Source organism: Planococcus chinensis (assembly GCF_020071995.1).
GTDB classification, from domain to species: domain Bacteria; phylum Bacillota; class Bacilli; order Bacillales_A; family Planococcaceae; genus Planococcus; species Planococcus chinensis_A.
This window is the reverse complement of record NZ_JABWTK010000001.1, coordinates 267,912-292,229: the sequence shown is the minus strand read 5'-3', so window position 1 is coordinate 292,229 and position 24,318 is coordinate 267,912. Positions and strand designations below refer to the sequence as shown.

The following is a 24,318-nucleotide window of genomic DNA, read 5'->3' as shown; positions in this document are numbered from 1 at the left end:
TATTTATGATTATGTATAAATAAAGATGAATTCAAAAGGAGAATGAGGCCCATGAACGCAATTTATGACTATTTAGAACAAAATAAAGATCGAATCAAGGAAGATTTACTGGAATTGGTAAAAGCGGAGTCACCAAGCCACCGCAAAGAAAAGGTCGATAATTGTGGGAACATTTTAAAGGAAATCTTCCAAAATAGGTTAAATGGTAATTGGAAGCTTGAAAATTTTAACAGAGAACTTACTGGAGACCACTTTTTATTTACGCTCGAAGAGCCCTCTCCAAAACCCCGCATCCTTTTTCTAAGTCATTTTGATACGGTATGGGAAGTAGGTGCCCTTCCGATAATTGAAAAAGGCGAAGATATTTACGGTCCTGGTGTTTTTGATATGAAAGCAGGGCTGCTGTCATCTATCTGGGCTGTCCGTTCCCTTCAGCAGCAGATGGAAGAGTTGCCTTTCTCCCCGGTTTATCTTTTCACAGCCGATGAAGAAATCGGCAGCAAAACTTCCCGTTCGGTAATCGAAGAAGCAGCCAAAACGTGTGACGCTGTATTTGTGATGGAGCCGCCTGTCTCTGAATCATTTGCGTTGAAGACGGAAAGAAAAGGAGTAGGCAGGTATACACTGGAAGTAAAAGGGGTCAGTTCACATGCCGGGAATCATCACGAAGACGGCGTCAGCGCCATATATGAACTGGCACAGCAAATCATTACATTAGAAGAACTGACAAATTACGATAAAGGCACTACCGTAAATGTCGGGGTGATCAAAGGAGGAACGAGCAGCAATGTAGTTTCCGCTTCTGCAGTGGCTGAAATCGATTTCCGCGTAACATCCACCGATGAGGCAGATAAATTAATCCAGGTCCTTGAAAATCTGCATCCGCTTCACCCTTCTGCCGAACTTTCCATCACTGGCGAATTGAACCGGCCGCCTATGGAAAAGAGCCTCGGAAGCGAGCAGCTTTACCAAAAAGCAAAACTTGCCGGAAAACGTCTCGGGTTTGAGATCTACGAAGCAAAAGCTGGTGGTGGAAGCGACGGCAATTTTACGGCCGCTCTCGGCATCCCGACGCTTGATGGTTTAGGAATTCCAGGCGATGGCCCGCATGCCATCCACGAACATATTCATTTTGACCGCTTCAGTGAGCGCTGTGCTCTTGTAGCGGAGCTTTGTTTGGAGATTGGGAACAGTTAAGCTAAGAATCGAATCTCCTCATAGAAAAAGGGCTCTCCAGTCTCCTGGAAAGCCCTTTTCTTATTTATTTCTGAATCATTTCCGTAAATTCCCCAAGCCGCTCCAACCCATTCAGGTTGCCGTTGCAGACTTCGGGGTCCTGGCAGATGTAGTTGCCGCGCTTGATGTAATTGTCCTGCCCGGAGCTTTTCGTCTTGGCAGTGAACATGCCGACTTCGCTGTGGCGGTTGCAGATGGCGCAGATGCCTTTTTTGTGGCTGCGCGCCAAGGATCCGTGGATGCCTTCCAGGCGCCCGTCCTTTTCGTAGACGAGGTACATCAGGTTCGAACTTTCGGTCCAGGCGAGGTACGACAGCTTCTTGAAGTCGATGTTCTCGAACTTCGGCCCTTTCAGCTTTTTCGCTTTCGGGAACAATTTTTTTAAAGCTCCGTCGGTCACCGTCTTGAACGGGATGATGTACGGCTCGAGCCCTTCGAGAAACGCTTCGGCGTCCGCCTTTTCCTTGACGCTTGCGAGCGGGTTCAGCACCGCTTTTTGTTTGGCGTTCAGCGACGGGAACAAATTGAACACTTTTTCGTGCGAGAGATGCCGGAGGACGCTCAGCACTTCGGCGTCGTTGCCGGTCGCCTGCCCGGTCACGAGGATCCGCGTCTGGTCTTTAATAAAGTTAAACTGGTCGTTCCGGATGAATGCTTCCGGACGTGCGCCAGTATTTCCTGTTTTATCGGTTGTTTCTTTTACATGTATCATTGGAGCCACTCCTTATTTTTTGGATTGAATATCTATAAGGGAGCCGTGTACAGGGAATGACACATTGACGGGCGATCTAGTTCTTGCTTGCCCCACACAAAGTATCGCCATTCGGAGTAACCGGCTTTGCATGAGTTTTGCGTGACGCTGACAATTGATGCTGCATTGTCATCTGATACCACTTCCTTTCAAAAACAGGGATTTCTCCCTCATGGGTTTATCATACTCGAATTGCCTGTTGGTTTCCAATTGAAAAGTCCAAAAGTACACAAGCCGCTAGTATGGAAAATCGCTGGAAAGTAAAGCATAAAAATATCATTGCCGCCCAAGATTTGATATCCGATAATTGAGAAGACCAAACCGACTGGAAATCGATTACTGAAAAGGAGTTTTTTATTTGAAGCAAACAATTTGGACGACAGTCATCAGCTTTGGAGCGATTGCCCTGCTTGCGGTCGGCGGCTATTGGTTCATTCAGCGCGAAGCCGCAAAAGGCGAAGAGCCGCGTGCCGTTTCTGCCAGCGTCCAGGCTCCGGAAGTGCAGCAACCCGAACGGACGCTGGAATTTACCGATACCCCTTTTTCTGCCGACATGGATGAAAAGAAGCTGCAGGACCACCTTCACGAGATGAGCCACAGCAAAGTCTACGCAGCCGACAAATGGGGACAGGTGCGGCTGATCACGCCGGCGAATATCGCAGAGCTGCAGACGATTGTCGAAGCGGGGGATTTCGAGGAAAAAGATTTTTACCAGAGTACGCTCGAAGCTTGGCAGAAAGGCGACTTTTCCAATGCCGTCGATGTCCATAACACCATTTGGAGCTGGCACGGCGGAACCATTGGCAAAGCGAGCCGGCTGATGACCGAAGAAGAAGAACAGGCCTATACCCGTTCAAACTTCTAAGCCAAACCGTCCACTATAAAAAAGAAGATGCTTGTAACGGCATCTTCTTTCCAAGCAATAACGAAATTTTATGTAAGATCGAGTTTCTCAAAATGCTCCACAACCGGAAACGGTTCATAAAAGGGATGCAACAATCGCTTCCATTCCAAGTATTCAGGAGATTGCCTGAACCCTACAGTATGGTCTTCTAATCTTTCCCATTCCACTAGCAGCAAATACTTCCCTGTCACTTCCATGCACCGCTGCAATTCGTGGGACAAGTAGCCGTTCATCGAAGAAATAATCGCAGATGCTTGTCGAAAAGCCTCTTCGTACTCTTTCTCCATGCCCGGTTTTACGTAAAGAACTGCAGCCTCTAAAATCATGTGAACCCTCCTTCTTCTGCCAATTATGACTTCTTTTATTGATTCCCTTTAAAATTCCCGATTCCTTCTTTTCGAACAGAAAGGGAAGAGACAGCACCGCGCATGCGGCGTGTCTCTTCATTTTCTTGTGCCTATTCTTATGACTTTCTCATGATCAGCTGGCGCAGTTTCAAGTTCTCCCCGAAGTGCAGGATGCCTTTCGGGTAGACTTTGGCTGCAAAATAGCCGAATGCAAATGTGGTCAGGACAAGCAGCCCGATGGACAGGCTGATTTCCGCAAACGAAGCCGCATCTTTCATAATCAGGATGATCATATTGAATGGCGACGTAAACGGGAATGTTGCCATGAACTTCGACAGCGTCGAAGTCGGGTCATCAAGTACGAACAGGATGCCGGAAAAAGCGCTGACCATCAACAGGATGGAAATCGGCATCGTTGTGCCGTTGAGTTCTTCGGGACGGCTCACCATCGAACCAAATACCGCATACAGGGAGGCATATAACAAATATCCCAGTAAGAAGAAGATAAAGAAGTACACGCAGTGCTCGATGGTCAAAGCCGAAAGATTCAATTCAAAGTTTCCGAGGCTCTGTGCCGGTTCCACGATTCCTGATTTCAAATACAGCGCGACTGATCCGAAGAAAGCCGCAAACTGCACGAGGCTCGCCAGCGCAATGCCGAAAATTTTTCCGAAGATCATCGCCAGCGGGTTCACTTTAGTCACCATCACTTCCATGACGCGCGACGCTTTTTCCGAGGCGACGCCGGTGGCAATGGTGGTGCCGTACATCATGACCGCCATCAAGATGAACATCAGCATCAAGTAAATCACAAAGACCGAAACTTCGTTCTCTGAAGTGAACGACCCTTTTTCCATGGCGACTGGCACGAACAGGGCTTGCTGGTCAGCCGCCGATATGCCGTTGCTGTCGGCAATCCGTTGCGTATTTTTCGCTTGCAGATACTGAGACAGCGACGAATTCAAGACGACGTCGTTGTTTTTTGAGAAGTACGTGACGGAATAATTGCTTTCGCCTTTATCGATTATGTACAAGCCCGCAATTTTTCCTTCCTGGGCATCTTCCTTCAACGAACTCACCTGGCTGTCCGTTCCTTCTTTCCACTCCCAGTCTGTCAATTGCCCTTCCAGTTCCGCCAGCTGGATCTCCGGCGCGTTGGAGATGACCGCCACTTCCTCTTTCGCGTCTGCAAAATTCTCGAGTAGGCTCGGCAGCGAAATGGCGAAGATGGAAATCAGGATCAAGGCGAGCGTTGTCGTCAGGTACGACTTGGATGTCACTCTTTCCCGGAACGATTGCTTGAAGACCAAATAGAAGTTTCTCATCGTTAATCCCCTGCCTTTTCAATAAATATTTGGTTGAGCGACGGGTCAGCGATGCCGATTTTCCGGATCGCCACCAAGCTTTTCAGTTTCTCGATGAGGTGCAGCCCCTGTTCCATGGAACTGACCTGCAATTGATATTCTCTTCCTTTTTTCACGAAATCCGTCTGCAGCCCCACTAAATGTTCCTCTAGCGGCTGCGAAGATTCAATATTCACATACTTGAAGCCGTACCGTGTTTTGATGTCTGAAATGGCGCCCGACAGCACCACTTCGCCGTGCTTCATCAAATACACGCGGTCGCAGAACGATTCCACGCTTTCCATCCGGTGGCTCGAAAAGATCAGCGTTTTCTTCAGCCCGATCAAATCTTCGATCACACTTTCGAGCATTTGTGCATTGACCGGATCCAAACCGCTGAAAGGCTCATCCAGGATGATCAGGTCCGGATCGTGCATCAGCGCCGCGATCAATTGAATTTTTTGCTGGTTTCCTTTTGATAAATCCCCGGTGTCTTTTTTGAGGTACTCACTGATTCCCAGGCGCTCGATCCATTTCAAGGCTTCCTGTTTGGCGGCGCGCTTGCTCATGCCTTCCAATTGGCCGAAATACACCAATTGGTCGAGCATGTTCATCTTGGGGTACAGCCCTCTTTCCTCCGGCAGATATCCGAGTTTCACTTCTTTGCGGGAAAACGGCCGGCCTCCCCATTCAATGCTGCCGCTTTCCTGCTGCAATAACCCGAGAATCATCCGGATTGTCGTGGTTTTCCCCGCTCCGTTTCTTCCCAGCAGCCCCACGGCTTCGCCTTGGTTGACCGATAAAGACAAGTTCTTTACCGCGTGGTAAGGTCCGAAATGCTTGTTTAAATCGTTGATCGTCAGGTTCATCCTAATCTCCCTCTCTTTAGAAAAATGCTTTATACACGACAATGACCAGCACACCCGCCAGTACACACAATGCGTATTGCCATAACTTGTTCATCCAACTCATCTCCTTAGTCTGTAATCCACTGAATGGCCGTTTCTTTTGAATTCACTTGCCTGTTTTCGAAGACAATTGACAGCTCCCCGTGCAGCAGAACCGCCTTTTCGTAGCTTTCAAGCACTTGCTTTTCATCGGTGTTCTTTTCATGCGAAAGACCCAACCGAAATCTTTTTTCTTTTGCCAGCTCTGAACCGATTTCCCCAGTTTTTTTAAAGTAATTGTGATCAAAATCCAGTTCGAACCGGCCCGGCTGGCTGATGCCTTCCACGGCTTGATGATCCAGGATGACAATTTCGGGTTTTGGAAAATCCGGCGCCTGTGAAAAAGCGCGGAAGCAGATCTGGGCAAGTGTATTCACGTGGATTAAGGGCTTGCTTCCGGCTGCCAACAAGTCCTCTTCCGCATTTTTGTAAATCGTAAACGGGTAAGCAATTTCCATTTTGTTCTCCTTTCTCATTTTCATTCTAAGTTATGCAGAAATTAAAGTTTTTGGGTAAAAAAACTTGTTTAAATATAAGTTTTCAGACGAAATAAAAGAGCTAATTTTACTAATTATTTTCAACTAAGCTTCCGTCTTATGATGAATACAAGAAAAAATACTTAAACAAAAAGGGGATTAATACTAATGAAAAAATTACTTGTTTCTCTTACAATCATCGCTTCTCTTGCTGCTGCCGCTGATTATTCTGCCACTGCTTCCCAACCTACTGAGATCAACATTGGAACTTCTACTGAAGTCAGTGAACTAAATGTTCCTATCATAATAGATCTATTGGATCGAGAAAACGATACTGTTTAATAGGTTTTTATCAGAAGCCATTCAGTGAAATTGCTGAATGGCTTCTTTTTTACAATACTTTTTGGTAAATGGGATCGAACAAGCCTTTGATTTTATCCTGCTCATAGAAATGAGCTAAATATTCACTTGACGCCCCTTCCACTCCCATCATTTCTTCATTGGATAGTTCAACTAAATGATGATCCGTTTTCAGTGAAGTTTCTTTCTTTCGCAGAAAACCAAGTAAATTATTCTTCATTTTGCTTCCTCCTTTTACTTCTTCATTTATTTAATCAAGGCAAGAGAGTTGTAGGCATTGACGATTCCTGCTCCAAAGCTCTTTTTGTCGCCCTTCAGAGCACCTTTTTCGAGGATTTTTTTAACTTCATGGACTTTAGGTTTTTTCCCATGCATTTCTTCATATTCAGCAATTACAAGGGCCGCTGTTGCCGAAACTTTAGGTGCTGCTAAAGAAGTGCCGGTCATGAATTCATAGCCTTTTTCAAATCCGGCGTACTCGCTTGTTATTGACTGCATCAAATTAGTCGGATAAGTCGTAAGGGTCATATGCCTGACATCATAGAGACCCTGATCGGCAAGAGGGCCGTAATCCCCTCCTGGCGCACCAATTGATACATTCTTTCCATAGTTAGAGTAAAAAGTTAACGCATTGTCTTTGTTGGTTGCAGCTACTGTAAACACGTCATCTAGCCCCCCGGGCATGTGGAGCTGAGCATCTTTCGAGAACCCTCGGGCAGCTGCCAGTTTTTTCGCGTTGAAAATATCGTATCCGGCACTTTCCGTACCTGAAGATGCAACGACAAAGCTATTTTCTTTTTCTGCATATTTCAATGCACGTTTGTATGCTTCATAAACAGCTTTTTCGTCCTTGTTCTTTAAGGATTTGTAAACACCTAAGCTTAAGTTAATCACGTCCATGTCGTCGTTCGCAGCCGCTACAATGGCTTCAATAACGTCGCTTGAATCGGCATTTCCAGTGTGGAACACTTTATAGGGAACTATTCCGATTTCCGGGGCAATCCCTTTTATATGGCCGTTGGCAGCAATCGAACCTGCTACCATCGTGCCATGTCCCATATAATCCTGCGTATCTGCCACTCCATCAACGAAGGATCGGCCCTTCGAAACAATATTCGCCTTTAAATCCGGATGATTGAAATCCACGCCACTGTCTACAATCCCGACTTTTACGCCGTGGTTTCCGCTTTCTATATCCCGGCTTGCTCCATTTTGAGTGACGAGTTCAATATCCCATAGCCATTTTGTATAAGTGGAATCTTCTTCATTCTCCATGTCTTGAGAAGCGGAAACGGCAGCCAGCGACGTTAAAGTTGAAACAGGCGGCATACTGCTTGGCCGGACATCCCCCGCTTTAACGGTCTGGTCTTCCCCTTTTTCCGTAATCAGCGTTCCGAATTCATTTTGAACATGCTTCTTGATTTTCTTGCTTTGAGCGGGATTGGAAGCTTTTACCGTCAAGGTTTCAATTTCTTGGACCGCATCGATTGACGCACCGGGATCGATTCCTTGGATATCTTCAGCAATCATCCGCAGATTTGTACCTTCTTGAAACAGATAAATCATTTTCGCTTCTTCTTCCGCTTGAACCGGTAGTTTAGGGAATCCGGCAGCCTGGGCAGAAGGCGTTAAACAGCTCATGCTGACACTTAAAGCCAAAATTCCTGCCAGTGCTTTTGGCAATTTATGCTGAACGTTCATTTTTCAACTCTCCTATCAAAGTCTGGGCTTTACACAGATTGTAGTAATATCCTTTTTCTTTCGTTAATTCTTCGTGATTGCCGATTTCCACGATTTGGCCATTATCCATAACGATGATTTTGTCTGCATTTTGAACTGTACTTAGCCGGTGGGCAATGACAACCCGGGTGCATGACATATAGTTGAGCTCACGATCGATAACACTTTCTGATAAGGTGTCTAATGCGCTGGTCGCTTCATCCAGAATCAGAATCGGCGGATCGGCGGCCAATCCCCGTGCAATCAATAGGCGCTGCCTTTGGCCACCGGAAAAGTTCGCTCCGAACTCAGAAACCGTCGTGTCAAAGTTCAAGGGCAAATCCATGATTTCTTTGTAAATATTGGCTTTTTGGGCGGCCACAATTACATTTTTCTTTTCAACATGGGTTCTTTGCGCCCTGATATTTTCAGCGATTGTCTTATTAAAGAGCCGGGCTTCCTGAAATACAACGCCCATGGATTTGCGCAAAGCCGCAATATTCATCATGCTGCTTTCTTTTCCATCAAATTTAATCTTTCCTGCTGTAGGGGTATAGAGCCCTAACAGCAATTTAACAACCGTACTTTTTCCAGATCCGGAAGATCCGACAATCGCCACTTTTTCTCCCGCAGAAATTTTAAACGAGACATCTTTGATGGCCATTTCACTAAAGTGATTATGCCGGAAAAACACATTTTCAAACTCAATGTCTCCTTTTAGGACAGGGTTTTGAATTTTCAATGCTTCGTTTTTCTGATCTTCAACTTCTGATTTGGCTTGCATGACGTCATATAGGCGCTGGAGATAGGATCCTAAATAAGTCAGCTCGCCGTATCCATTGCCAATAGAGATAATAGGTGTAATGAAAGCCATTGCTAAAGCATTAAAACCCAGCACAGTGCCTAAGGTCATCGTTCCTGCAAGAATGGCTGAACTGCTGTACCACAGCAGAAAAACAGGAAGGATGAACTGGACAGAAGAAGCAACGGTATTAATGGATGCTACCCAGATCGAGCGTTTTTCCGCTGTTTTCAATTGACTGTGGAAAAGGCCTTTCCATTCAGAAAACACCATGTTCTCCAGGCCCATCACTTTAATATCACTGATTCCATTGATGCTTTCCGATAGGATTCTCTGCACTTTTGATTGGGCCGAAACATCCTGATCCGATAATTTCCTCGAAACTTTTGTACTGGTCACCAATAAAGCAAACACTGTAATCCCGATTAAAAGCACCGTTGTCGTCATTTGGATTGAATATTGAAACATGATCGCTAAATACGTGAAGACCAAAATACCATCTATCAAAAAAGAAATAACCTTTGTGGATAGGATTTGCCTGATATATACATTGGAATTAGCGCGAAACAGCAATTCACCTACCGAACGATTTTCAAAGAAGTTATAAGGCAAAGTCAGCAGTTTTCCGATAAACGTTTCCATCAGTGATTTGTCGATGCTGGTTTGCAGTTTAGCAACCAGGAAACCTCTGAACCATGAAAGAATTTGAAAACTGATAAATAACACGAACAAGCCAATACCGATCGAACTCATTGCATCGCCATTTTTCGGCACAATGATATTATCAGTGATCCAAGTAGTCATCCATGGCACTACAAGGGTGAAAAGCTGCAAAACCAAAGAGCCGAACAGAATCAAGAAAATCAATTTCGGTTTTTTCAGTGCAAAGGATAAAAAGAATTTGATATGCGAAGGTCCCTTGCCTTTAACAAACTGTTCCGTTGGCGTTAAACAAAGAGCAAAGCCTGTATATTTTTCATCGAACTCTTCATGGCGGATTTTTCTTCTGCCTAAAGCTGGATCCACCACCACAATGTGTTTTCTTGAAATGGATTCCAATACAACATAGTGCTTATTTTCCCAATGGATAATTGCCGGGAGCGTCATGTCCATAAGAGCTTCTTTGGCAGCTTTAAACCCTTTCACGTCTAAATCGTAATGCTTCCCGATCAGCATCAGCTGATACAAGGAAGTTCCGCCTTTAGGCACTCCAAAGTTTTCTCGCAATTCAGCCAGCGAAACGTATTTTCCATGGAACGCAAATACCATGGCCAGGCTTGCAAGCCCGCACTCACTATGTTCCATTTGTTCGATGAAGGGTACTTTACTAGCCATATATCCCTCCCCTTTCTAAACTTGAACTTCTTTAAAATGGTTTATTGTATAAAAGGGAGGCCTCGAAGTTTGATCTATAGAACGTTCTTCCTGGGCATGAAGCCAGCCGAAATAATAAACACCAATTCCAATTTCAACTCGTGAAGTAATCTCCCACTTTTCTTTAATGTTAAAAATCAATTCCCCTACTCTTCTGCGGCTGATAAATAGCAGCTTTGCTATCTCCACGTCCTTTTTTCCTTTAGCGACTAAGACAGCAACTTCACGTTCTCTGTTACTTAATTGCTTAATCTCCATCCGATTGTGTCCCCCCATTAATAAATGAATTTATTTGTTAAGTTAACTATAAAGAAAGGCGATAGGTGAATAGAATAGGTAAAAAAACAGGAAGTACACTGCGAAAAAAAGCGGTATAAAACCTACCCTTTTAACCAAATTCCCTTTATATGGATTTTTTAAGAAGGCGGGAATCTAAGCGCCTTTAGCATCTTTCTTCCATATAAAAAGCAGTTCAATCAATAGGGATCATGGACGGATCCCCTCGACTGAACTGCGCTTATACTCTTTCAATTATTTAACCCAATAATAAGACTGGCGGTACTTCTTCGGGATTCGACAGCCTCAATAACTGCAGGCCGATCCCAGCCAGGCCGGTAAATAAGCTGGGCTGGATAAATCCTTTTGGCCCGTCTACTTGATAATAGCCGCGTGCTTCTTTTTGCAGCACGTGATTGTATCCTCTCCGTTTCGCTTCTTCTAAAAAATCGGCTTTCCGGAAGTGTTTTACTGCTTGCAAAAACAGCTCTGTATCTCCAAAGTTTCCATGGCATAAAGAGTCCGAACGCTTATAGCCATGCTTCCGAAGATTTTGAATCGCTTGGTTTATCTCCCCCTCCAGTGATGGAGCGGCTGTGTATTCAGACATCACAATCCTGCTTAACCCAATCCCCATGGAGCCATGGCACCACTGATGGACATACTGATTTTCAGTGCTGCGGTTATCCTTCCAGGCCCCTTTTTCAACATTAAAAAGCGATTGATCAAAACGCAGAGCTTTTTCGGCGGTTTCTTGGTAAGGCTGTTTTCCGGTCAGGTGGGCTAACCTAAAGAGGCTTTGGGCTATTCCGCTTGTGCCATGTGAAAAGCCGCCTAAATAATTGCCGGATTCCCCGGATGCCCAAGCTGCTTGGTCCGGAGCTGGAGCATGGCGGTTTGCCAACAAATGATCACCGTACAGTTCAGCTATTTCCAGATACTCACGGTCACTTGTCCATTCATAGGCATTCATTAACAAATGGCAAATGCCTGCAGCTCCGCCCAGGAAATCAAAAACTTCGTCCTTTTGGACATTTTGCTTCAACTTTTCTTTGATTTCTTCGATTTTCCAATCGTATTCGTTGCTGCCGAAGTTTTTATGGAAATGCAAAATCGGATATAGCAGAGAAGCGGATCCGGTGAATGAAGAAACCAATCCCTGGTTTTCAACCATTGGCGCCACCGCTGACTCCAATGTGGCTTCTGCAGCCAGTTTATAACGCTCTTCCCCTGTTTCTTTCCATAAGTATTGGAAAAAGAGAGACATACCGCCAAGGCCATCGTAAAGTCCTTGCAGGGCAGGCGCTACAGACCAATTCCCTTCACCTGTCGGCGTTAAGCACAGAAGAGAAGCTTTGTCTTTTTTCTTCGAATAGCGGAGCTTACTCAGAATTTCGTCTCCAATCGATTGGGCTTCCTTTACAAACAACCGGTCCACGTCAGTTGGCACGGGTTTGTTGTTCCACTTTTCTTCTTGAGGATGCACCTCTTCTTTTTTTGTGCCGACAAGCGAAGTTCGAATCCATCCCAGCTGCGTTTGAAGTTCTTCTTGATCATATCTTTGAATTCGATCAACCACTAAGTCATACCCGCTTTGCGCAAATACATCGTCGATTTTCGCTCCGGTACTCGAATATAGATTTCTTGAATCAACTAGCGAGTTAAAAAAAGGAATATCTCCTGCCATTAAATCCAAAATCTCATGATGGATGATGCGCTTGTCCTTATAAGGATAGAACCATAAGCGATCGTATAGATTTTCCAAATACAATGCATCTCTCATATAATCGGGATGGCTGGATTCATTAAGGAAATTGAAGTACTGCTGAGTGGCTCTGGCTACCACACGGATTTTCTCATGTCGAAACGCTTCAAGCGGCCCTTTGGTGCTTAGCAGTTCTTCTTTATGGTCAATAAAGAAATTAAAGATGTTTTCAAACCCGGTTAAAATATCCTCTAAATAGTCTCCCGCATCGATTCCTTCTCCATTCAAAGCAGGAAGATTATTGGCACCCCGGAACCGCTCAGACTGCATGGAAAATTTCATGTCATCCGTCATGGAATTTTCAAGTTTCAGCACTTTAAAAGGCAGCTCCTGCTCTTTCCCATTAAGGGCACTGAGATCAATGCCTTTTCCTTCTGCATTCTTAAACATAGCAATAGGAAGCAATCCGGTGCCCACTACAGAATCAGCCTGTTCATACTTCAAGTCCACTTCGACGGAATCCGGAAAATCCAATTTTGGACTTTGATGAAATAAAGTTTCATGGTCAATGATATACGGCGTGTCGCCGCCTGCTATAATATTTTCCAGGTGGAAGTCGGCCCCTTTGATCGAGTGCATCAATCCCAGAAGAACACCGAACCGCTGATAGTAGTGTTTCACTTCTTGCTGCGTAAGGCAGCTGCTGTACAAGACGCACTCTTCCCAACCATGTGTACCACAATCCAGAATTTTATAGGGAGATAATGTGGGGAATTCCACTCTTTCGGCAATCCAATTCAGCAAGTCGTGATATTTTAATGAGATGGAGAGCCCTTTAGGTTTATAGATGATTGTTTTTCCGTTTTGAAAAACAAACTTTCCGACCGTCTTGCCTTTCTGGTGGGTATCGCCCAGACCAAATTCAATGGAATCCAACACCAGGTTCTCTAAACTAAACATCTCGGTCAATGAGTTGAAATCATTCATATATCTTTCGAGAGTAAGCTTTACATTCTCAAGAAAAAACTCGCTCCGCAAAATAAGGATTCTCGTCAGCACCGCATACTCTTCATAAAACTTTATCAACTCAGAGGAATTCAACGCTTTCTCTCTAATGAATGACTGGAATCGTTCTTCAGCTGTCGAACCATAAAGTTCATCTTTCAATTTGGAAATGTGCATTTCCAAAACAATGGACCTGGACGCTTGGGTGATCAATTGGCTGCCGATCGCAAACATCAGCGTTTCTTTAATCTTCGCGATATTCGCCTGTTGTTTGCCAGAAAGCCCATTCAACATCACATCCAGCCGATTGGAGATATACGATAGGAATGGGTGAATAAATAAGCCTAAGTCGAGCTGTTCTTTCATTTTTTCTTTTCCTTTAGAAAGATTCAGTCCTTCTACCACAAGATCTAAATTCATTTCTGATTTTAGGAAAGCTGTCATTTCTTGAATTTCTTTTTCACCTAATTTTTTTTCATTCAGAGGTGTAACCATTTCAGCAAAGCGTTGTTCGGAAAGGCCCGAGACCGTTAATTTTGATTGGAAAATGTCATCAGAAGCCATTGAAAGCCGATTTCTCCATTTGTTTATAACCGGAGCAGGATCAATTCCTTCCTCTTTTAAAAAACGGCTTCTCTCGTGACTAAATAGGGCATGGATATATTCTCTGTGATTTGTCTGGTTCAATACTTTCTCCATCTCTTCCACTCCTTTTCAATGATAAATTTGAGAATATATACGAATAATCATAAATATTCTCAAATTCACTATTCCTAAAAATAATAGTGGAGGAATGTCCTCCACTATTAAAGTTGATCAGCAATATTTGATTGAGAAGAGCATGCCCGTCGCAAATGCTGCGATACAAGCTGGTGTCGTTTCAGGTGCTACATCTGACGCGCCTTGTACTTCTGCCAGCTCTTCCATAGTCAATTCGTTAAAGGCTTTTCCAGATGGATGAGGCGTCACTTTTTCAATACCATCACGAATTTCAGGGTTTTTCCATGCATCGATAATTTGTTGTTTAGTCATTTTAATTCCTCCATTTTTTTAGTTTTAATTTGATCAGCAGTTTCTCATTGAAAAGATAATAGTGGCGCCAATTGATGCGGCAATACATAATGGCGTTGTTTCCGCGTTTACATCGGAAGCTCCTTGAATTCCAGCTAATTCTTCACTTGAAAGCTCATTCATTGTTTTGCCTACCGGATTTTCAATTTCATGATTGCGGATTTCAGGATTTTTCAATGCGTTGATTTTTTCTTCTCTCGACATGGATGTCATCTCCTCTTTTTTTTATTGTTATGGTCTTGCTATACTCATATTATTATGCGCTAGAATTTTCTAACACTACGCAAAATTGCAAAATATTGTATAATGAGATTTAATTGTATAAACTTGTAAATATATTGATGTTTCATCCATATGACCGGCTGGCTAAGGATACATTTGAAATAAGATTGAGACGAAAAGGGTGAGAGAATGGAAATAGGTGAAAGAATACGTCAGGTCAGAATACATAAAGGACTCACTCAAACTGAGTTAATCAAGGGGATTTGTTCTAATACGTATATAAGTAAAATTGAGAGCGGCAAAGCAAAACCTTCGTATTCGTTTATTATAAAGGTTGCCAAAGTGATGGAAGTGGATCCGGAATTTTTGCTCAACATGAATATGAAAAACGTTGAACCGGACATCTATAGGATTTATGAAACTTATATTCAGACCGAGAAAATCGATTCCCAGGACCTTGCTTTATTAAAACTCCATACAAGAGAAAGCCATTCAACTTCCACTTTAATCAAAATCTACTATGTATTAATTTCTTATTACACCAAATACGATATGGAAGAAGCGCATAATTTAGTCGAACAGGCAAAAAATATTATTTCATCTGCTCATACCACAGATGAAAACGAAATTTCTTATTACTTTCATGCCCTTTTTACTTACTTCTATATCAATAAAAAATATTCAGAAGCCTTATTCTATGCGGGTCTTCACCTCGACTCTTTACAGCATGAAGAAACTTCGCTGCGGGCTGGAAAAGCTTATTTGAACTTGGCACAAGTCCGAACAAAAAGTGACGAAGATTTAGAGCTTGCAAGGATTTATACAAAAAAAGCATTACAGATTTTTAAGGACCATAACTTCAATGTCGGAATTGGAAATTCTCTGGTTCAATTATCTATCCAATATCATCGCAATGAATTATACGATGACGCGTTAAAAAGTCTGGATGAACTTTCACAGTTCTCTGAAGGGTTTAATAAGCATTATTATGCGCCGATTATAGAATACAACTACGGAAGGACTTACCAAAAACTCGGAAATTTTGATCAAGCCGTTGAACATTTTGTAAACAGCATCAAATATGACATGGATCAAAATGAAGAAAAACAAACCATTTATGCCATTATGGCTTTAGCGGAAATACATATTGAAAGAAAAAATTGGGAAGAAGCTAATAATTATATAAATAGAGGCTTCCGTTTAACCACATTGTTTACACTGCCCAATACACATATTAAACTTTTGCACTTGCGCTCTCACATTTATAAGGCTCGATTTGATTTTCCTGCCTACGAAAAGGAACTCCAACAAGCGGTCCAGCTGGCTCAGGAAGGAAATTACCCATTGCTCGTCAAAGAAATCAGCATCGAACTCGCCGAGCATTATCATGAGGCCCGCGCCTATAAGATGGCAGCCAAGTATTATCAAATTGCGCTTCTTCGCTGAATTGCCTCCTGCAAACCACAATCAAAAAGCACCCCGGAAGTTAGGTTTCAACCTAGCTTCCGGAGTGCTTCTTTTTTGTTCTGTATGGTGTTCCCCTTAAACCCGCTCATATAAATCCATCGACTTTGAGCGATAAGCCGGGAAAAATTCCGTCTCTTCCTGTATATCGAGCTCCGCACACAATTTTTGGTACACGGTGCCGTTCCAGATTTTGCGTCCTGTGTAGAATTTAAAGGCGGTCTGTCTGCCGAATTGCTTTTTGAATACCAACAGATTGTCATCCGCGCTGTTCGTTCTTCCGCCGCCGCCGTGGATGACGTCGATGCCATGTTCTTTTGCCCAAAGCGTCAAGGCATAGTTCAGAATCGAGGCCGGCGAGAAGCAATTGAATTCCGACAAAGTTCCCGATAAATGTGTGTGTGCCAGATTTTTATAGACGAAGTTTAAGCCGGCGCCGATGACGCGCCCTTCGTACAGCACTTCGACGAGCAGCACATTTTCGCCTAACAGCGTAAGCAGCTGATCGAAATACACATCTCCGAAAAAGTAATACGTATCGGCATGATTGCGCTCCATCGTGGCACAGTAGATGTTCTTGAATTCACTCAAGTCGCTTGGGTTTCGGGTCACGCGGTATTCCACTCCTGCTTTTAAAGCCTGGCGGATGTTTTTCCGGGCCGATTTTGAGAATTCCACTTCCACCGGCTGGTCACAATCCTTCAGGTTTGTGCCAACCGTATCGCGAAGGTGCGTGACATCGTAGCAGGCCAGAAAATCTTCCGCATTGTTCAGCACGGGATGGAACCGGATAAATTCACTGACGATCCGACGCTCAGTGCAGTACTCCTGGAACGCGGCTTCAAACGCTCCAACCAACTCCGCCTTCCGCCCCTCTTCACAATGCAGGATTTGCGGTCCGCCATAACCGTAAGGCGTCACCAGATCATAGTACGTTTCGCCGTCAACCGGCAGCGGGATTTCACGCATGATGAACGAATGCTTTACGGTTCCGTACATATGCTGGAAGGTAAAAACCTGAAAAATCCCTTTTTCGATTTTTTCAAACAACCGTCCATACTTTTCCTCAAAATAGATATCCTGCATCCCAATGCACCCCTTTTCTCTATAAATGAACGGCCTCTCCTGCATCTCCAGCTTAGGAGACTTGTCTATATTCCATATGGTACAAAAGTTAAGTGAAAATCAGGTGAAATTCGGAGGACGTTTTAAAGTTTTTAAAATAAATTTTATTTTATCGCACAAGATTTTCTTGCAAGATTTATCCAGCAAACTTTTTTGGCTAGGTGGTTATCATCGCAATATTCATCATTCTGGTTACTCTAACTAGACACCTGAAGGGGGCTCATTCAATTTACCGGGAGCCTTAATTGAGCACTTGTAATCGATTTATTAATTAATAAAAAATTACCAATAAACATATAATATTAATAAAAATGTTTTTTTATTTGCTTGATGACAAAAGTTAAAGGAGGCAGCTCATATATTACATTTGTGCGGCTATAACTTTAATTAGTGCGTCAATCAGTTTGTATTTTTCTGTTTTAACGGTTAGAAAAAGTGAAGGAGAAGGCAAAATTACGGCTTTATATGTAACTGTACGCAGCTTTGCTTTAGTATGTATTTCCATCGTGCCTTTCTTTATCCTTTCAAAGGAGCTAGTAAGCATCACGGCTGCAGCAATGATCATAGTACAGTTTTTGGATGGATGGATCGGGATTAAAATCGGGGATAAATTTGAAACGTTGGGGCCATTTATAACTTCGGCTGTGCATTTGGTTGTTTTAATTGTTTATCTTTCCTGATAAGTTGCCGTCAGGAGTTTAATCTGATTAGCCCCCAGCAAACGAGTGCTTTAGTAAAAAACTGAAAACCAGCCCGCTATAGTAAAAGGCCGTGCTGCAAATGTCGAATTTGCAGCACGGCCTTTTACTTTCTGTTGCCCATTATCAGAGCACCTTGTACCAAATCTCCACTTGCTTGCCGGTCTCAATGGTACGGATTTTTTCCAAATCGATTTCAAGGTCTTCCAACTGTTCAAACAAACGGAGCCCTTTTCCAAGAATAATCGGGGCAATTGCCATCTGCAGCTCCTCCACCAGCCCTGCTTTGAGTGCCTGCCGGAAAACATCCGCCCCAAGAATCAGCACATCTTTTTCCCCCGCCGCTTCCTTTGCTTGCCGGACCGCGCTTTCAACGCCATCAGTGACAAAGGTGAACGTCAACTGTTCGTTTTCTTTTGGATGCTTAGCCGGCGGATGGTGCGTCACTACAAAAATCGGCACCTGAAACTCATAGTCCGCGGCGTAGGAATCCGCATCTCCCAAATCAAACGTACGGCGACCTAATATGACCGCTCCGGTCCTTGCCATCATGTCGTTGATTTCCTCGTTCGGCTCAAAACTGGCATACAGCTTGTCCATTCCCCCCTCACGGTCGTTGACATATCCATCGAGCGACATGATCATTCCAAAACAGACCTTTGCCACATTGTTTCCTCCCTTTTCTCCGGTTAATTTGGATTGTGCAGCCCGCTAACAGCAGCATCTTGGTTTATTTCTTGCTAGTAGATTCCTTGCCGCAGCCGGTTTTTCCTGCTTTCAATACAGCTATTAGCAACTAAGTTATTTCCAAAAAAATGAAACCATTACAGTTAAAAACGGTATATATAGTATCAGATTAATTTTTCTCCTCCCGAAAGGAATGAAGACATGTTTAAATCTAATGCCTCCAACCAGATTCTGCGAATTGCAGGATTATGGATTGTTTATTTTATCGTTTTCTTCACCAGTGACACCTTTTCCTATTCTCAAAATACAGGCTTTTTCATGATTGCTACAGGATTCTACATTTTGATGACGCTTCTTTTGCTGTGGAGGATCAAAAACACACGCTACAGAAAAAGCGAAGGCAGAGAAGAAGCATAAATCGATTTAATCGAAAACTACCGGTAGTCATTTGAATGTTGAAAGGTTCTTGCCACCCTTTTTATCATTCAGGATTAACGGACTGTTATCCGTATACTCTAGGGGTGTTCTATGAAAAAAATAAACTTTTCCATCCTGATAAAATTTGCAGTTCTCGTATTTTTATTTGCCACTTTTTTTCTTCAATACGAATTCTTATTTGCCACTCGCATCGTTTCAGTTGTTTTTGTCCTGACAATTTTAATGGTCGAAATCAAAAAAGATTATTTTGCCGCTCACAAAGTGGCGTTTGTCTTATTAAATGCAGTCATTATGGCCGCATTGATTGGAAGTATTTTATTTGATAATAGTACAGTAAACACCCCGGCTAATAGCCGCGACTTTTTAATTCCGGTCTTTGTGTACACATTGATGGTTATTGAGTATAAAGATTTATATAACCAAACAAGTAATGAGAACCTCTCGTAGATTGATATATTTTTGCGGCACCAGAATTGTTAGATACAACTGACAATTCTGGTGCCGTCTTCATAACAGGCAATATTAGTTCACATCATTTATCGTCAGCTCCTGTTCCGGGGCAAAGCTGACGTATTCTTCCCCGTCCACTGCGGCGTCCATTCCTCGCCTTTACATCCTATGTATTCTATAGATTGATGAAAATCACAAACGACAATAGAGCAATGACAATCATACTTTTCATTTTGCTGTCTTTCCACTGATTAAACGTGTTAAATATGCCGCCAAGAACCAATAAACTTATCCCGCTTATTTTGATTATATCTATACCAAACAATGATGCCACTTGCATTAGGAGCGTGCCGGCTGAGATAAAGCCGATCGTGGAGATGAACCGCCATGAGCTGAAATCACTCCGCACATCCGCTTTATCCTCTGCACTCATTTTCCAGTAAGCCCAGCTCATCATGACAAGCGGTGTCCCCCACATAATGATGAATGTTACGAGCCCATCCGTATCTATATTCAATTACCGTCCCTCCCGTTCAATCAATATCCGTCATAAAACTAAAACGACAGGCTTTGAAAAAGTGTAATAGTAATAACGAACGCTGACACAGATCCCGCAGATAATAAGGTGATTATTTTCAAGCGATTGATCTCTTTTGCAGGTTTTACAGCTTCTTTGGAAACTGCAATCCATATTACTGTGGATACTATAGCTAAAATAATCATAAAACTATTGGACATATTCAATTCCTCCTTCTTCAAATTTCAAAATCGCGCTCTTTTCTTATGGTTTTTGGAGTTGAATTTCTTTTCGAGTTCGTCAAATTCGTCACTGTCAGCCGCTGGAGGTTCTAGTTCTTCTTCTCTCACTTTCATATTGATCGATCCGGAACACAAAGCGAAGATTAATGCACCTTGCCAACTGATTGAAATACCTGCCATGAAGTGGTCAAGTAATGCGACTAATCCGAAGGTGGAACCTGTCTGCAAAACAAATGCCGGCCAACCTTTGCTGGAATTTATCATATCAAGCGATTTTAACGCCCGGGGTATCGCATTTGTAATGAGCGAAAGAGGCAATTCCAAGAAAAGATATACAACAAAGAAAAGCACTAAAGCGCCAATAGAGTCATAGTGAAAACCAAGAAGCCTTAAAAATACGTATTCAAAAAATGTAATTGCCATCACTATTGCGAGGACAATACCTGCGCTGACGGCGATCGGAATGAACTTCTTTATTTATAACGCCCCCCGCCTGCTTATGCCTCGATGATCAAGAACCGTAAATCATTAGTGCAAGTTCTCAAGTTATTCGTTTGGCTATCCTTGGAGTTCCATGCTAAAGAAACATAAGAAATTACTATCATTCTTTTTTCTTAAAACAGTTTTCACAAATGAATTCCCCTTCGTTCTTTAAGTAGGCTTTAATTTCGGTAAATCCTTTTCTTTTGGGGTAGCTCATTTTAATGAAGACGACTTCGTCCCCTTCAATTTCTTTATTGCATGAAGCGCATCGGGGTTTTTCGTTGAACAAAATCATCGCCTCCAGTTATTGTTCTTAAAATCGGTCCCTTAAACAAACCTGCAGTTGAAGCATAACTTGATTGCACTTATAAATACTTCACAGCACCTGCAGTTCTCTAAGAGCCCTCGACATTTCACTTCTTGTAACGGAAATCTTATTCTTAAGGTGTTCATTTTCCCAGACTTCGTCACTAAAAAAGCTTTTAAACGATTGGTTTTTCTCTCTTGGCACGACATGCATATGGTAGTGAGTTAATTCATCTACCCCTCCGCCGTTTTGGCAAATCGTTATTCCATAAGGGCTGTATAATTTTTTAATCGTTTTTGAAAGCAATTGAGCAGCGTTCATGACGGCAACCGCTGTTTCTGCATCAAAGTCATCAACATAGCGAAAATGTTTTTTCGGCAATATCAAGGTATGCCCTTCATTGAACGGATCGTGATCCAATATGCACGTGACAAAGTCATCTTCGTAAACTATATTCACCGGCAACTTTTCATTCGCTAAAGAACAACCCAGACATTCTTCATCGTTATGTACTTGATTATTTCCCATTTAATGAACCCCCCGCAGAAAAATTTGCAACACTGAACAACAAACAATTGGCCCAGAAGGCTTTTTACGGATTCTCAGCAACGACTCGTTTTAAGTAGCCCTCCGGAACTTCCATCGTTTCCGCTAAATGCCTTGTGTGGTGCTTTCCATCCATCGTTTCAATATCCACCAGAAGCTTGTCATCGCTGGCGAGTTGATAAGGTCCATCAAAATTCAACTCAACAGTTTCTCCCTCTTCCAATTCAATAGAAGACGGCAGTTCCTGGCCCTTGTATGAATAGCCCAGCGACGCCGCCGAATCGTAATGTCCGATGGTGGTGATGGCCATCGGTTCCGGCGCCGTAAATGCATAGTGGATGCCTTGCTGATCCATGATGCCTTCCGCCGCTTCGTCTTCTTTCAAGACAATAAGCGTCGTTTCAACCGGTTCATAATCCGAATACGTAATCGTGGCAGACGGAGCACGCCAAGACATTTTCTCGAAGTAATCAAGTTCTTCCTCCGTTAACCGGATCACGTCTTCCCGCAATTGATAGCCATCTTGGTCAAGAAGGCTTTTTGTTTCGATGGTCTCCCGAGTCGTTCCGGCTGGATAGAATCCTCTGCCGTCAATTACGGCTTCTTCCAAGCGGGTCTCGTCTTTTTTGATGGTAATATACGAAATCGTTATAGTTTTATTTGTTTCATTCATCTGCGCAGAAACTACGACCGGTTTCTCAATACTCGCTTTTGGCCATATCATATAAATGCCCACTGCAAGAAGAACAGCCAATGCCGCTATCCATTTTTTCATGTTAAAACCTCTTTCTTTTTCCTTCTAATTGTATTACGTGGAAGAACCTGGATGGTTTCATTCTCACCGAAAGAGGCCAAACGCCTTTAGATTCTTTTTCATGCATTATCCGGGAAGTTTTTTGGATGAAGGAAGACAAGTTCAAATGGGTTCAGAGTGAAATTGACCAGACGCCAGTTCTTTTTGGAAAGAACGGGCGTCTGGTCAAAATTATCAGGATTCAATTCAGAAGCAAGGCATTTTCGTTCAAGCGTTTCTTCCAAGTGCAGCAGCATGATTTATCAGAACAAATTCAATAAAACGAAAGCCAGGACGAATGCCACAATAAATAAAATGACCCGTGCCAGCCGTTTTTCTTTTTCTGTCAAGATTATATCCAGCAGTATGGCAATTGCAATAAGAGCTAATGATATGTATGTTGCTGCGGTTGTCTGGAAGATGAGATTAATTGCAAGAGCCGCAATAAGAATCAGGAGACCTATTGGTTTCGGGATACGCATCACCTCTTTCTTAAACGTATGTATTCTTTTGATAGTAGACTATGGAAAAGATGAACTCAAGGAATGTAGGAGTAGAAAGAAATCTACTCCACATTTAAAGGAAAAACATAATGGCTAGCACCCTGTTCCCAAGTCGCTACCACTTCATAGACCGTTCTTCCGCTTTCTCCGTTAAGCTGCACCTCTTTGAACGACCCTTTCAACTTATCCGCAGTGTCCCATATGTTCACTTTGTAGGAGATTGGTTCTTCTTCAAATTTGAGTTTAATGGAAGTAGCTAAGTTTACTGCAGGAGCTTTTCGGCCACCGGCCAATTTAGAAGGCGGCAGCGACTCTGCTTCTACAGCGACCATGCCGCCTGCTTCTTGATCAAAATAACTCCATGTATAGGCACCTAAAGCAGCAGCAATTTCTTCTTCATGAATTGTTACTGTTAAAGAAGGCGGTTTTTGTGAAGCGGCGTTTAAGTCTTCGTCAGGATTGCTGTTTTCAATTTCGATGGCTTCTTTTTCTGGTGAACAACTCCACAGGATAAGAATGGCCATTAAGCTTATGTATAAAATTTTAAAGTTCATTTTAAGTTCCCCTTTATTTCTATTGGACACATTATGGGGTGAAAAGTTACAGAACCACCTGCTGGTTTGAAATTCTTCAGAGCAAGGTTAAAACTTTACTCCTTATAAACTTCTTCAAACTTCCTTTATTTGGTAAATTTCCATTGGTTTTATATTTTTATAACCCTTGAGATTTATCTATGTACAATTACGGAGGTAAGGCTTGTGCGAAAAACGATTATCTATTTTATCGGTTTCTTGGTTTATGCTGCATTTTTAGTAGGTTTAGATTACGTGGAAGAAGACCAATTAAATCTCCAATATAACCTTTCCCGCGCGTTATTTATTATCGCTTTTATAAGAGTGGCTTTTTGGTTCACTCGTAAAATGGAAAAAGAATCTGATGAAGAAACCCGGAAGTAATAAGTGTACATGATTTCCTGGCGCTCATCGGTTTCTTGCTTTTGATAGGAAGGAGTTGTTTGGTTTGAATGAATTGCTTTTATCCAAAAAGTTCATTCCTGTTTATTTCATCACTGGTCTATTAGCTATTGCCCTGTTTCGATCTATCGATTTTTCATGGCTGGAAGTTTTTTTATCGACCTTTCTTGTTTTTTTAGTCGGCATGATCTCTTTCATCCAGAATTTCGTGCTGACTAATGAAATTAAATAAAGTAAATAAAAACAGCAAAAAGCCTCAGATTATTGAGGCTTTTTTCCGAAATAATGGCGGGCATTCACATAAAAAGCAGTGCCTACTAAAAATAGCAGCAAACAAATCCAGGTTGCAATGCCGGAGTATTGGTCGTTGAATACATAGACGCTTAAAAAATTGACGGCCATAAAGAGAACCAGAACGGTATACATCCCTATTATAGATTTCACATTATTCCCTCCTCTAATTTCACTTCGATATTGCCGGAGCTTTTTTTCATTCCGTGCCTTTGGATCTGCAGTTGCTAGATCATAAAAAGAGTTTTACTTTCTTTCAGCA

31 protein-coding genes are annotated in these 24,318 nt (G+C 42.7%); 8 read left to right on the top strand and 23 right to left on the bottom strand.

Going from position 1 to position 24,318, the window contains the following annotated elements; translation table 11 throughout:
* Positions 1-51: 51 nt before the first annotated feature.
* A complete protein-coding gene (locus HU147_RS01510; RefSeq protein ID WP_224074557.1) occupies positions 52-1,197 on the top strand; it encodes a M20 family metallopeptidase in 1,146 nt (381 codons plus the stop codon).
* A 64-nt stretch (positions 1,198-1,261) separates the two neighbouring features.
* Here the strand turns inward: HU147_RS01510 and HU147_RS01505 are convergent, their stop codons facing one another.
* Complete coding sequence (locus HU147_RS01505) at positions 1,262-1,948, bottom strand: FusB/FusC family EF-G-binding protein (protein ID WP_224074556.1); 687 nt, start codon at positions 1,946-1,948, stop codon at positions 1,262-1,264.
* A 397-nt stretch (positions 1,949-2,345) separates the two neighbouring features.
* Between HU147_RS01505 and HU147_RS01500 the strand changes: the two genes are divergently transcribed.
* Positions 2,346-2,852 (top strand): DUF6241 domain-containing protein, encoded by a 507-nt coding sequence (locus tag HU147_RS01500; RefSeq protein WP_224074555.1) that lies wholly within the window; start codon positions 2,346-2,348, stop codon positions 2,850-2,852.
* Positions 2,853-2,920: 68 nt separating this feature from the next.
* Here HU147_RS01500 and HU147_RS01495 read toward each other — a convergent pair whose 3' ends face one another.
* From HU147_RS01495 to HU147_RS01480, 4 genes are all read right to left on the bottom strand, one after another.
* A complete protein-coding gene (locus HU147_RS01495) occupies positions 2,921-3,217 on the bottom strand; it encodes an antibiotic biosynthesis monooxygenase family protein (protein ID WP_224074554.1) in 297 nt (98 codons plus the stop codon).
* Positions 3,218-3,354: 137 nt separating this feature from the next.
* Positions 3,355-4,563, bottom strand: a complete 1,209-nt coding sequence (locus HU147_RS01490) for an ABC transporter permease (protein ID WP_224074553.1) — start codon at positions 4,561-4,563, stop codon at positions 3,355-3,357.
* A gap of 2 nt (positions 4,564-4,565) precedes the next feature.
* Complete coding sequence (locus HU147_RS01485) at positions 4,566-5,450, bottom strand: ABC transporter ATP-binding protein (protein ID WP_224074552.1); 885 nt, start codon at positions 5,448-5,450, stop codon at positions 4,566-4,568.
* Between the two features lie 107 nt (positions 5,451-5,557).
* Positions 5,558-6,010 (bottom strand): hypothetical protein, encoded by a 453-nt coding sequence (locus HU147_RS01480; protein WP_224074551.1) that lies wholly within the window; start codon positions 6,008-6,010, stop codon positions 5,558-5,560.
* A gap of 162 nt (positions 6,011-6,172) precedes the next feature.
* On the opposite strand from HU147_RS01480, the gene HU147_RS01475 reads away from it, so the two are divergent.
* A complete protein-coding gene (locus tag HU147_RS01475) occupies positions 6,173-6,346 on the top strand; it encodes a hypothetical protein (protein WP_224074550.1) in 174 nt (57 codons plus the stop codon).
* 49 nt (positions 6,347-6,395) lie between these two features.
* Here the strand turns inward: HU147_RS01475 and HU147_RS01470 are convergent, their stop codons facing one another.
* The 7 genes from HU147_RS01470 to HU147_RS01440 form a co-directional block, all read right to left on the bottom strand.
* Complete coding sequence (locus HU147_RS01470) at positions 6,396-6,584, bottom strand: hypothetical protein (RefSeq protein WP_224074549.1); 189 nt, start codon at positions 6,582-6,584, stop codon at positions 6,396-6,398.
* A gap of 26 nt (positions 6,585-6,610) precedes the next feature.
* The gene (locus HU147_RS01465) at positions 6,611-8,065 is read right to left on the bottom strand and encodes a S8 family serine peptidase (RefSeq protein ID WP_224074548.1); all 1,455 of its coding nucleotides are present in this window, start codon (positions 8,063-8,065) and stop codon (positions 6,611-6,613) included.
* Complete coding sequence (locus tag HU147_RS01460) at positions 8,049-10,220, bottom strand: peptidase domain-containing ABC transporter (protein ID WP_224074547.1); 2,172 nt, start codon at positions 10,218-10,220, stop codon at positions 8,049-8,051. The genes HU147_RS01465 and HU147_RS01460 overlap by 17 nt, the downstream gene beginning before the upstream one ends.
* A 15-nt stretch (positions 10,221-10,235) precedes the next feature.
* Positions 10,236-10,517 carry a response regulator transcription factor gene (locus tag HU147_RS01455; RefSeq protein WP_224074546.1) on the bottom strand — a complete coding sequence of 94 codons (282 nt, stop codon included), beginning with the start codon at positions 10,515-10,517 and terminating at the stop codon, positions 10,236-10,238.
* 277 nt (positions 10,518-10,794) lie between these two features.
* Positions 10,795-13,944, bottom strand: coding sequence for a type 2 lanthipeptide synthetase LanM family protein (locus HU147_RS01450; RefSeq protein ID WP_224074545.1), 3,150 nt, complete (start codon positions 13,942-13,944; stop codon positions 10,795-10,797).
* 117 nt (positions 13,945-14,061) lie between these two features.
* A complete protein-coding gene (locus tag HU147_RS01445; RefSeq protein ID WP_224074544.1) occupies positions 14,062-14,277 on the bottom strand; it encodes a mersacidin family lantibiotic in 216 nt (71 codons plus the stop codon).
* Positions 14,278-14,310: 33 nt separating this feature from the next.
* Entirely contained in the window at positions 14,311-14,520 is a 210-nt protein-coding gene (locus HU147_RS01440; protein ID WP_224074543.1) for a mersacidin family lantibiotic, read from the bottom strand.
* 207 nt (positions 14,521-14,727) lie between these two features.
* Between HU147_RS01440 and HU147_RS01435 the strand changes: the two genes are divergently transcribed.
* Entirely contained in the window at positions 14,728-15,984 is a 1,257-nt protein-coding gene (locus tag HU147_RS01435) for a helix-turn-helix domain-containing protein (RefSeq protein WP_224074542.1), read from the top strand.
* Positions 15,985-16,080: 96 nt separating this feature from the next.
* Here the strand turns inward: HU147_RS01435 and HU147_RS01430 are convergent, their stop codons facing one another.
* From HU147_RS01430 to HU147_RS01420, 3 genes are all read right to left on the bottom strand, one after another.
* The gene (locus HU147_RS01430) at positions 16,081-17,088 is read right to left on the bottom strand and encodes a GNAT family N-acetyltransferase (RefSeq protein WP_224074541.1); all 1,008 of its coding nucleotides are present in this window, start codon (positions 17,086-17,088) and stop codon (positions 16,081-16,083) included.
* 400 nt (positions 17,089-17,488) lie between these two features.
* Positions 17,489-17,692 (bottom strand): hypothetical protein, encoded by a 204-nt coding sequence (locus HU147_RS01425; RefSeq protein ID WP_224074540.1) that lies wholly within the window; start codon positions 17,690-17,692, stop codon positions 17,489-17,491.
* A 259-nt stretch (positions 17,693-17,951) separates the two neighbouring features.
* Positions 17,952-18,491, bottom strand: coding sequence for a dihydrofolate reductase family protein (locus HU147_RS01420; protein ID WP_224074539.1), 540 nt, complete (start codon positions 18,489-18,491; stop codon positions 17,952-17,954).
* Positions 18,492-18,713: 222 nt separating this feature from the next.
* On the opposite strand from HU147_RS01420, the gene HU147_RS01415 reads away from it, so the two are divergent.
* Together HU147_RS01415 and HU147_RS01410 are read left to right on the top strand one after the other, a co-directional pair.
* On the top strand, positions 18,714-18,929 hold the full coding sequence (locus HU147_RS01415) for a hypothetical protein (protein ID WP_224074538.1): 216 nt from the start codon (positions 18,714-18,716) through the stop codon (positions 18,927-18,929).
* Positions 18,930-19,040: 111 nt separating this feature from the next.
* Positions 19,041-19,397: a hypothetical protein gene (locus HU147_RS01410; RefSeq protein ID WP_224074537.1), complete on the top strand. Its 357-nt coding sequence runs from the start codon at positions 19,041-19,043 to the stop codon at positions 19,395-19,397.
* A 178-nt stretch (positions 19,398-19,575) separates the two neighbouring features.
* Here HU147_RS01410 and HU147_RS01405 read toward each other — a convergent pair whose 3' ends face one another.
* From HU147_RS01405 to HU147_RS01385, 5 genes are all read right to left on the bottom strand, one after another.
* Positions 19,576-19,917: a hypothetical protein gene (locus HU147_RS01405; RefSeq protein ID WP_224074536.1), complete on the bottom strand. Its 342-nt coding sequence runs from the start codon at positions 19,915-19,917 to the stop codon at positions 19,576-19,578.
* A gap of 245 nt (positions 19,918-20,162) precedes the next feature.
* Complete coding sequence (locus HU147_RS01400) at positions 20,163-20,618, bottom strand: YrvL family regulatory protein (protein ID WP_224074860.1); 456 nt, start codon at positions 20,616-20,618, stop codon at positions 20,163-20,165.
* 142 nt (positions 20,619-20,760) lie between these two features.
* Positions 20,761-20,937, bottom strand: a complete 177-nt coding sequence (locus HU147_RS01395) for a Fe3+ hydroxamate ABC transporter substrate-binding protein (RefSeq protein WP_224074535.1) — start codon at positions 20,935-20,937, stop codon at positions 20,761-20,763.
* Positions 20,938-21,018: 81 nt separating this feature from the next.
* On the bottom strand, positions 21,019-21,477 hold the full coding sequence (locus HU147_RS01390) for an HIT family protein (protein WP_224074534.1): 459 nt from the start codon (positions 21,475-21,477) through the stop codon (positions 21,019-21,021).
* Positions 21,478-21,541: 64 nt separating this feature from the next.
* Positions 21,542-22,270 carry a hypothetical protein gene (locus tag HU147_RS01385; RefSeq protein ID WP_224074533.1) on the bottom strand — a complete coding sequence of 243 codons (729 nt, stop codon included), beginning with the start codon at positions 22,268-22,270 and terminating at the stop codon, positions 21,542-21,544.
* 125 nt (positions 22,271-22,395) lie between these two features.
* On the opposite strand from HU147_RS01385, the gene HU147_RS01380 reads away from it, so the two are divergent.
* A complete protein-coding gene (locus tag HU147_RS01380) occupies positions 22,396-22,569 on the top strand; it encodes a hypothetical protein (RefSeq protein ID WP_224074532.1) in 174 nt (57 codons plus the stop codon).
* Here the strand turns inward: HU147_RS01380 and HU147_RS01375 are convergent.
* Together HU147_RS01375 and HU147_RS01370 are read right to left on the bottom strand one after the other, a co-directional pair.
* The gene (locus HU147_RS01375) at positions 22,552-22,770 is read right to left on the bottom strand and encodes a hypothetical protein (protein ID WP_224074531.1); all 219 of its coding nucleotides are present in this window, start codon (positions 22,768-22,770) and stop codon (positions 22,552-22,554) included. The genes HU147_RS01380 and HU147_RS01375 overlap by 18 nt on opposite strands.
* A gap of 83 nt (positions 22,771-22,853) precedes the next feature.
* A complete protein-coding gene (locus HU147_RS01370; RefSeq protein WP_224074530.1) occupies positions 22,854-23,345 on the bottom strand; it encodes a hypothetical protein in 492 nt (163 codons plus the stop codon).
* A gap of 204 nt (positions 23,346-23,549) precedes the next feature.
* Here HU147_RS01370 and HU147_RS01365 point away from each other — a divergent pair, with 204 nt between their 5' ends.
* The gene (locus HU147_RS01365; protein ID WP_224074529.1) at positions 23,550-23,747 is read left to right on the top strand and encodes a hypothetical protein; all 198 of its coding nucleotides are present in this window, start codon (positions 23,550-23,552) and stop codon (positions 23,745-23,747) included.
* A gap of 279 nt (positions 23,748-24,026) precedes the next feature.
* On the opposite strand, the gene HU147_RS01360 is transcribed toward HU147_RS01365, so the two are convergent.
* Positions 24,027-24,209: a hypothetical protein gene (locus tag HU147_RS01360; RefSeq protein ID WP_224074528.1), complete on the bottom strand. Its 183-nt coding sequence runs from the start codon at positions 24,207-24,209 to the stop codon at positions 24,027-24,029.
* Between the last annotated feature and the right edge of the window lie 109 nt (positions 24,210-24,318).

What these genes read in the sequence shown, in the direction of transcription:
- HU147_RS01425 (WP_224074540.1), bottom strand. Translation starts at nt 17,692, where the DNA reads ATGATCATTGCTGCAGCCGTGATGCTTACTAGCTCCTTTGAAAGGATA.
- HU147_RS01415 (WP_224074538.1), top strand. Translation starts at nt 18,714, where the DNA reads ATGTTTAAATCTAATGCCTCCAACCAGATTCTGCGAATTGCAGGATTA.
- HU147_RS01445 (WP_224074544.1), bottom strand. Translation starts at nt 14,277, where the DNA reads ATGACTAAACAACAAATTATCGATGCATGGAAAAACCCTGAAATTCGT.
- HU147_RS01410 (WP_224074537.1), top strand. Translation starts at nt 19,041, where the DNA reads ATGAAAAAAATAAACTTTTCCATCCTGATAAAATTTGCAGTTCTCGTA.
- HU147_RS01395 (WP_224074535.1), bottom strand. Translation starts at nt 20,937, where the DNA reads ATGATTTTGTTCAACGAAAAACCCCGATGCGCTTCATGCAATAAAGAA.
- HU147_RS01470 (WP_224074549.1), bottom strand. Translation starts at nt 6,584, where the DNA reads ATGAAGAATAATTTACTTGGTTTTCTGCGAAAGAAAGAAACTTCACTG.
- HU147_RS01375 (WP_224074531.1), bottom strand. Translation starts at nt 22,770, where the DNA reads ATGCGTATCCCGAAACCAATAGGTCTCCTGATTCTTATTGCGGCTCTT.
- HU147_RS01450 (WP_224074545.1), bottom strand. Translation starts at nt 13,944, where the DNA reads ATGGAGAAAGTATTGAACCAGACAAATCACAGAGAATATATCCATGCC.
- HU147_RS01430 (WP_224074541.1), bottom strand. Translation starts at nt 17,088, where the DNA reads ATGCAGGATATCTATTTTGAGGAAAAGTATGGACGGTTGTTTGAAAAA.
- HU147_RS01455 (WP_224074546.1), bottom strand. Translation starts at nt 10,517, where the DNA reads ATGGAGATTAAGCAATTAAGTAACAGAGAACGTGAAGTTGCTGTCTTA.
- HU147_RS01495 (WP_224074554.1), bottom strand. Translation starts at nt 3,217, where the DNA reads ATGATTTTAGAGGCTGCAGTTCTTTACGTAAAACCGGGCATGGAGAAA.
- HU147_RS01440 (WP_224074543.1), bottom strand. Translation starts at nt 14,520, where the DNA reads ATGTCGAGAGAAGAAAAAATCAACGCATTGAAAAATCCTGAAATCCGC.
- HU147_RS01380 (WP_224074532.1), top strand. Translation starts at nt 22,396, where the DNA reads ATGAAGGAAGACAAGTTCAAATGGGTTCAGAGTGAAATTGACCAGACG.
- HU147_RS01390 (WP_224074534.1), bottom strand. Translation starts at nt 21,477, where the DNA reads ATGGGAAATAATCAAGTACATAACGATGAAGAATGTCTGGGTTGTTCT.
- HU147_RS01485 (WP_224074552.1), bottom strand. Translation starts at nt 5,450, where the DNA reads ATGAACCTGACGATCAACGATTTAAACAAGCATTTCGGACCTTACCAC.
- HU147_RS01385 (WP_224074533.1), bottom strand. Translation starts at nt 22,270, where the DNA reads ATGAAAAAATGGATAGCGGCATTGGCTGTTCTTCTTGCAGTGGGCATT.
- HU147_RS01510 (WP_224074557.1), top strand. Translation starts at nt 52, where the DNA reads ATGAACGCAATTTATGACTATTTAGAACAAAATAAAGATCGAATCAAG.
- HU147_RS01465 (WP_224074548.1), bottom strand. Translation starts at nt 8,065, where the DNA reads ATGAACGTTCAGCATAAATTGCCAAAAGCACTGGCAGGAATTTTGGCT.
- HU147_RS01370 (WP_224074530.1), bottom strand. Translation starts at nt 23,345, where the DNA reads ATGAACTTTAAAATTTTATACATAAGCTTAATGGCCATTCTTATCCTG.
- HU147_RS01490 (WP_224074553.1), bottom strand. Translation starts at nt 4,563, where the DNA reads ATGAGAAACTTCTATTTGGTCTTCAAGCAATCGTTCCGGGAAAGAGTG.
- HU147_RS01460 (WP_224074547.1), bottom strand. Translation starts at nt 10,220, where the DNA reads ATGGCTAGTAAAGTACCCTTCATCGAACAAATGGAACATAGTGAGTGC.
- HU147_RS01480 (WP_224074551.1), bottom strand. Translation starts at nt 6,010, where the DNA reads ATGAAAATGAGAAAGGAGAACAAAATGGAAATTGCTTACCCGTTTACG.
- HU147_RS01435 (WP_224074542.1), top strand. Translation starts at nt 14,728, where the DNA reads ATGGAAATAGGTGAAAGAATACGTCAGGTCAGAATACATAAAGGACTC.
- HU147_RS01475 (WP_224074550.1), top strand. Translation starts at nt 6,173, where the DNA reads ATGAAAAAATTACTTGTTTCTCTTACAATCATCGCTTCTCTTGCTGCT.
- HU147_RS01505 (WP_224074556.1), bottom strand. Translation starts at nt 1,948, where the DNA reads ATGATACATGTAAAAGAAACAACCGATAAAACAGGAAATACTGGCGCA.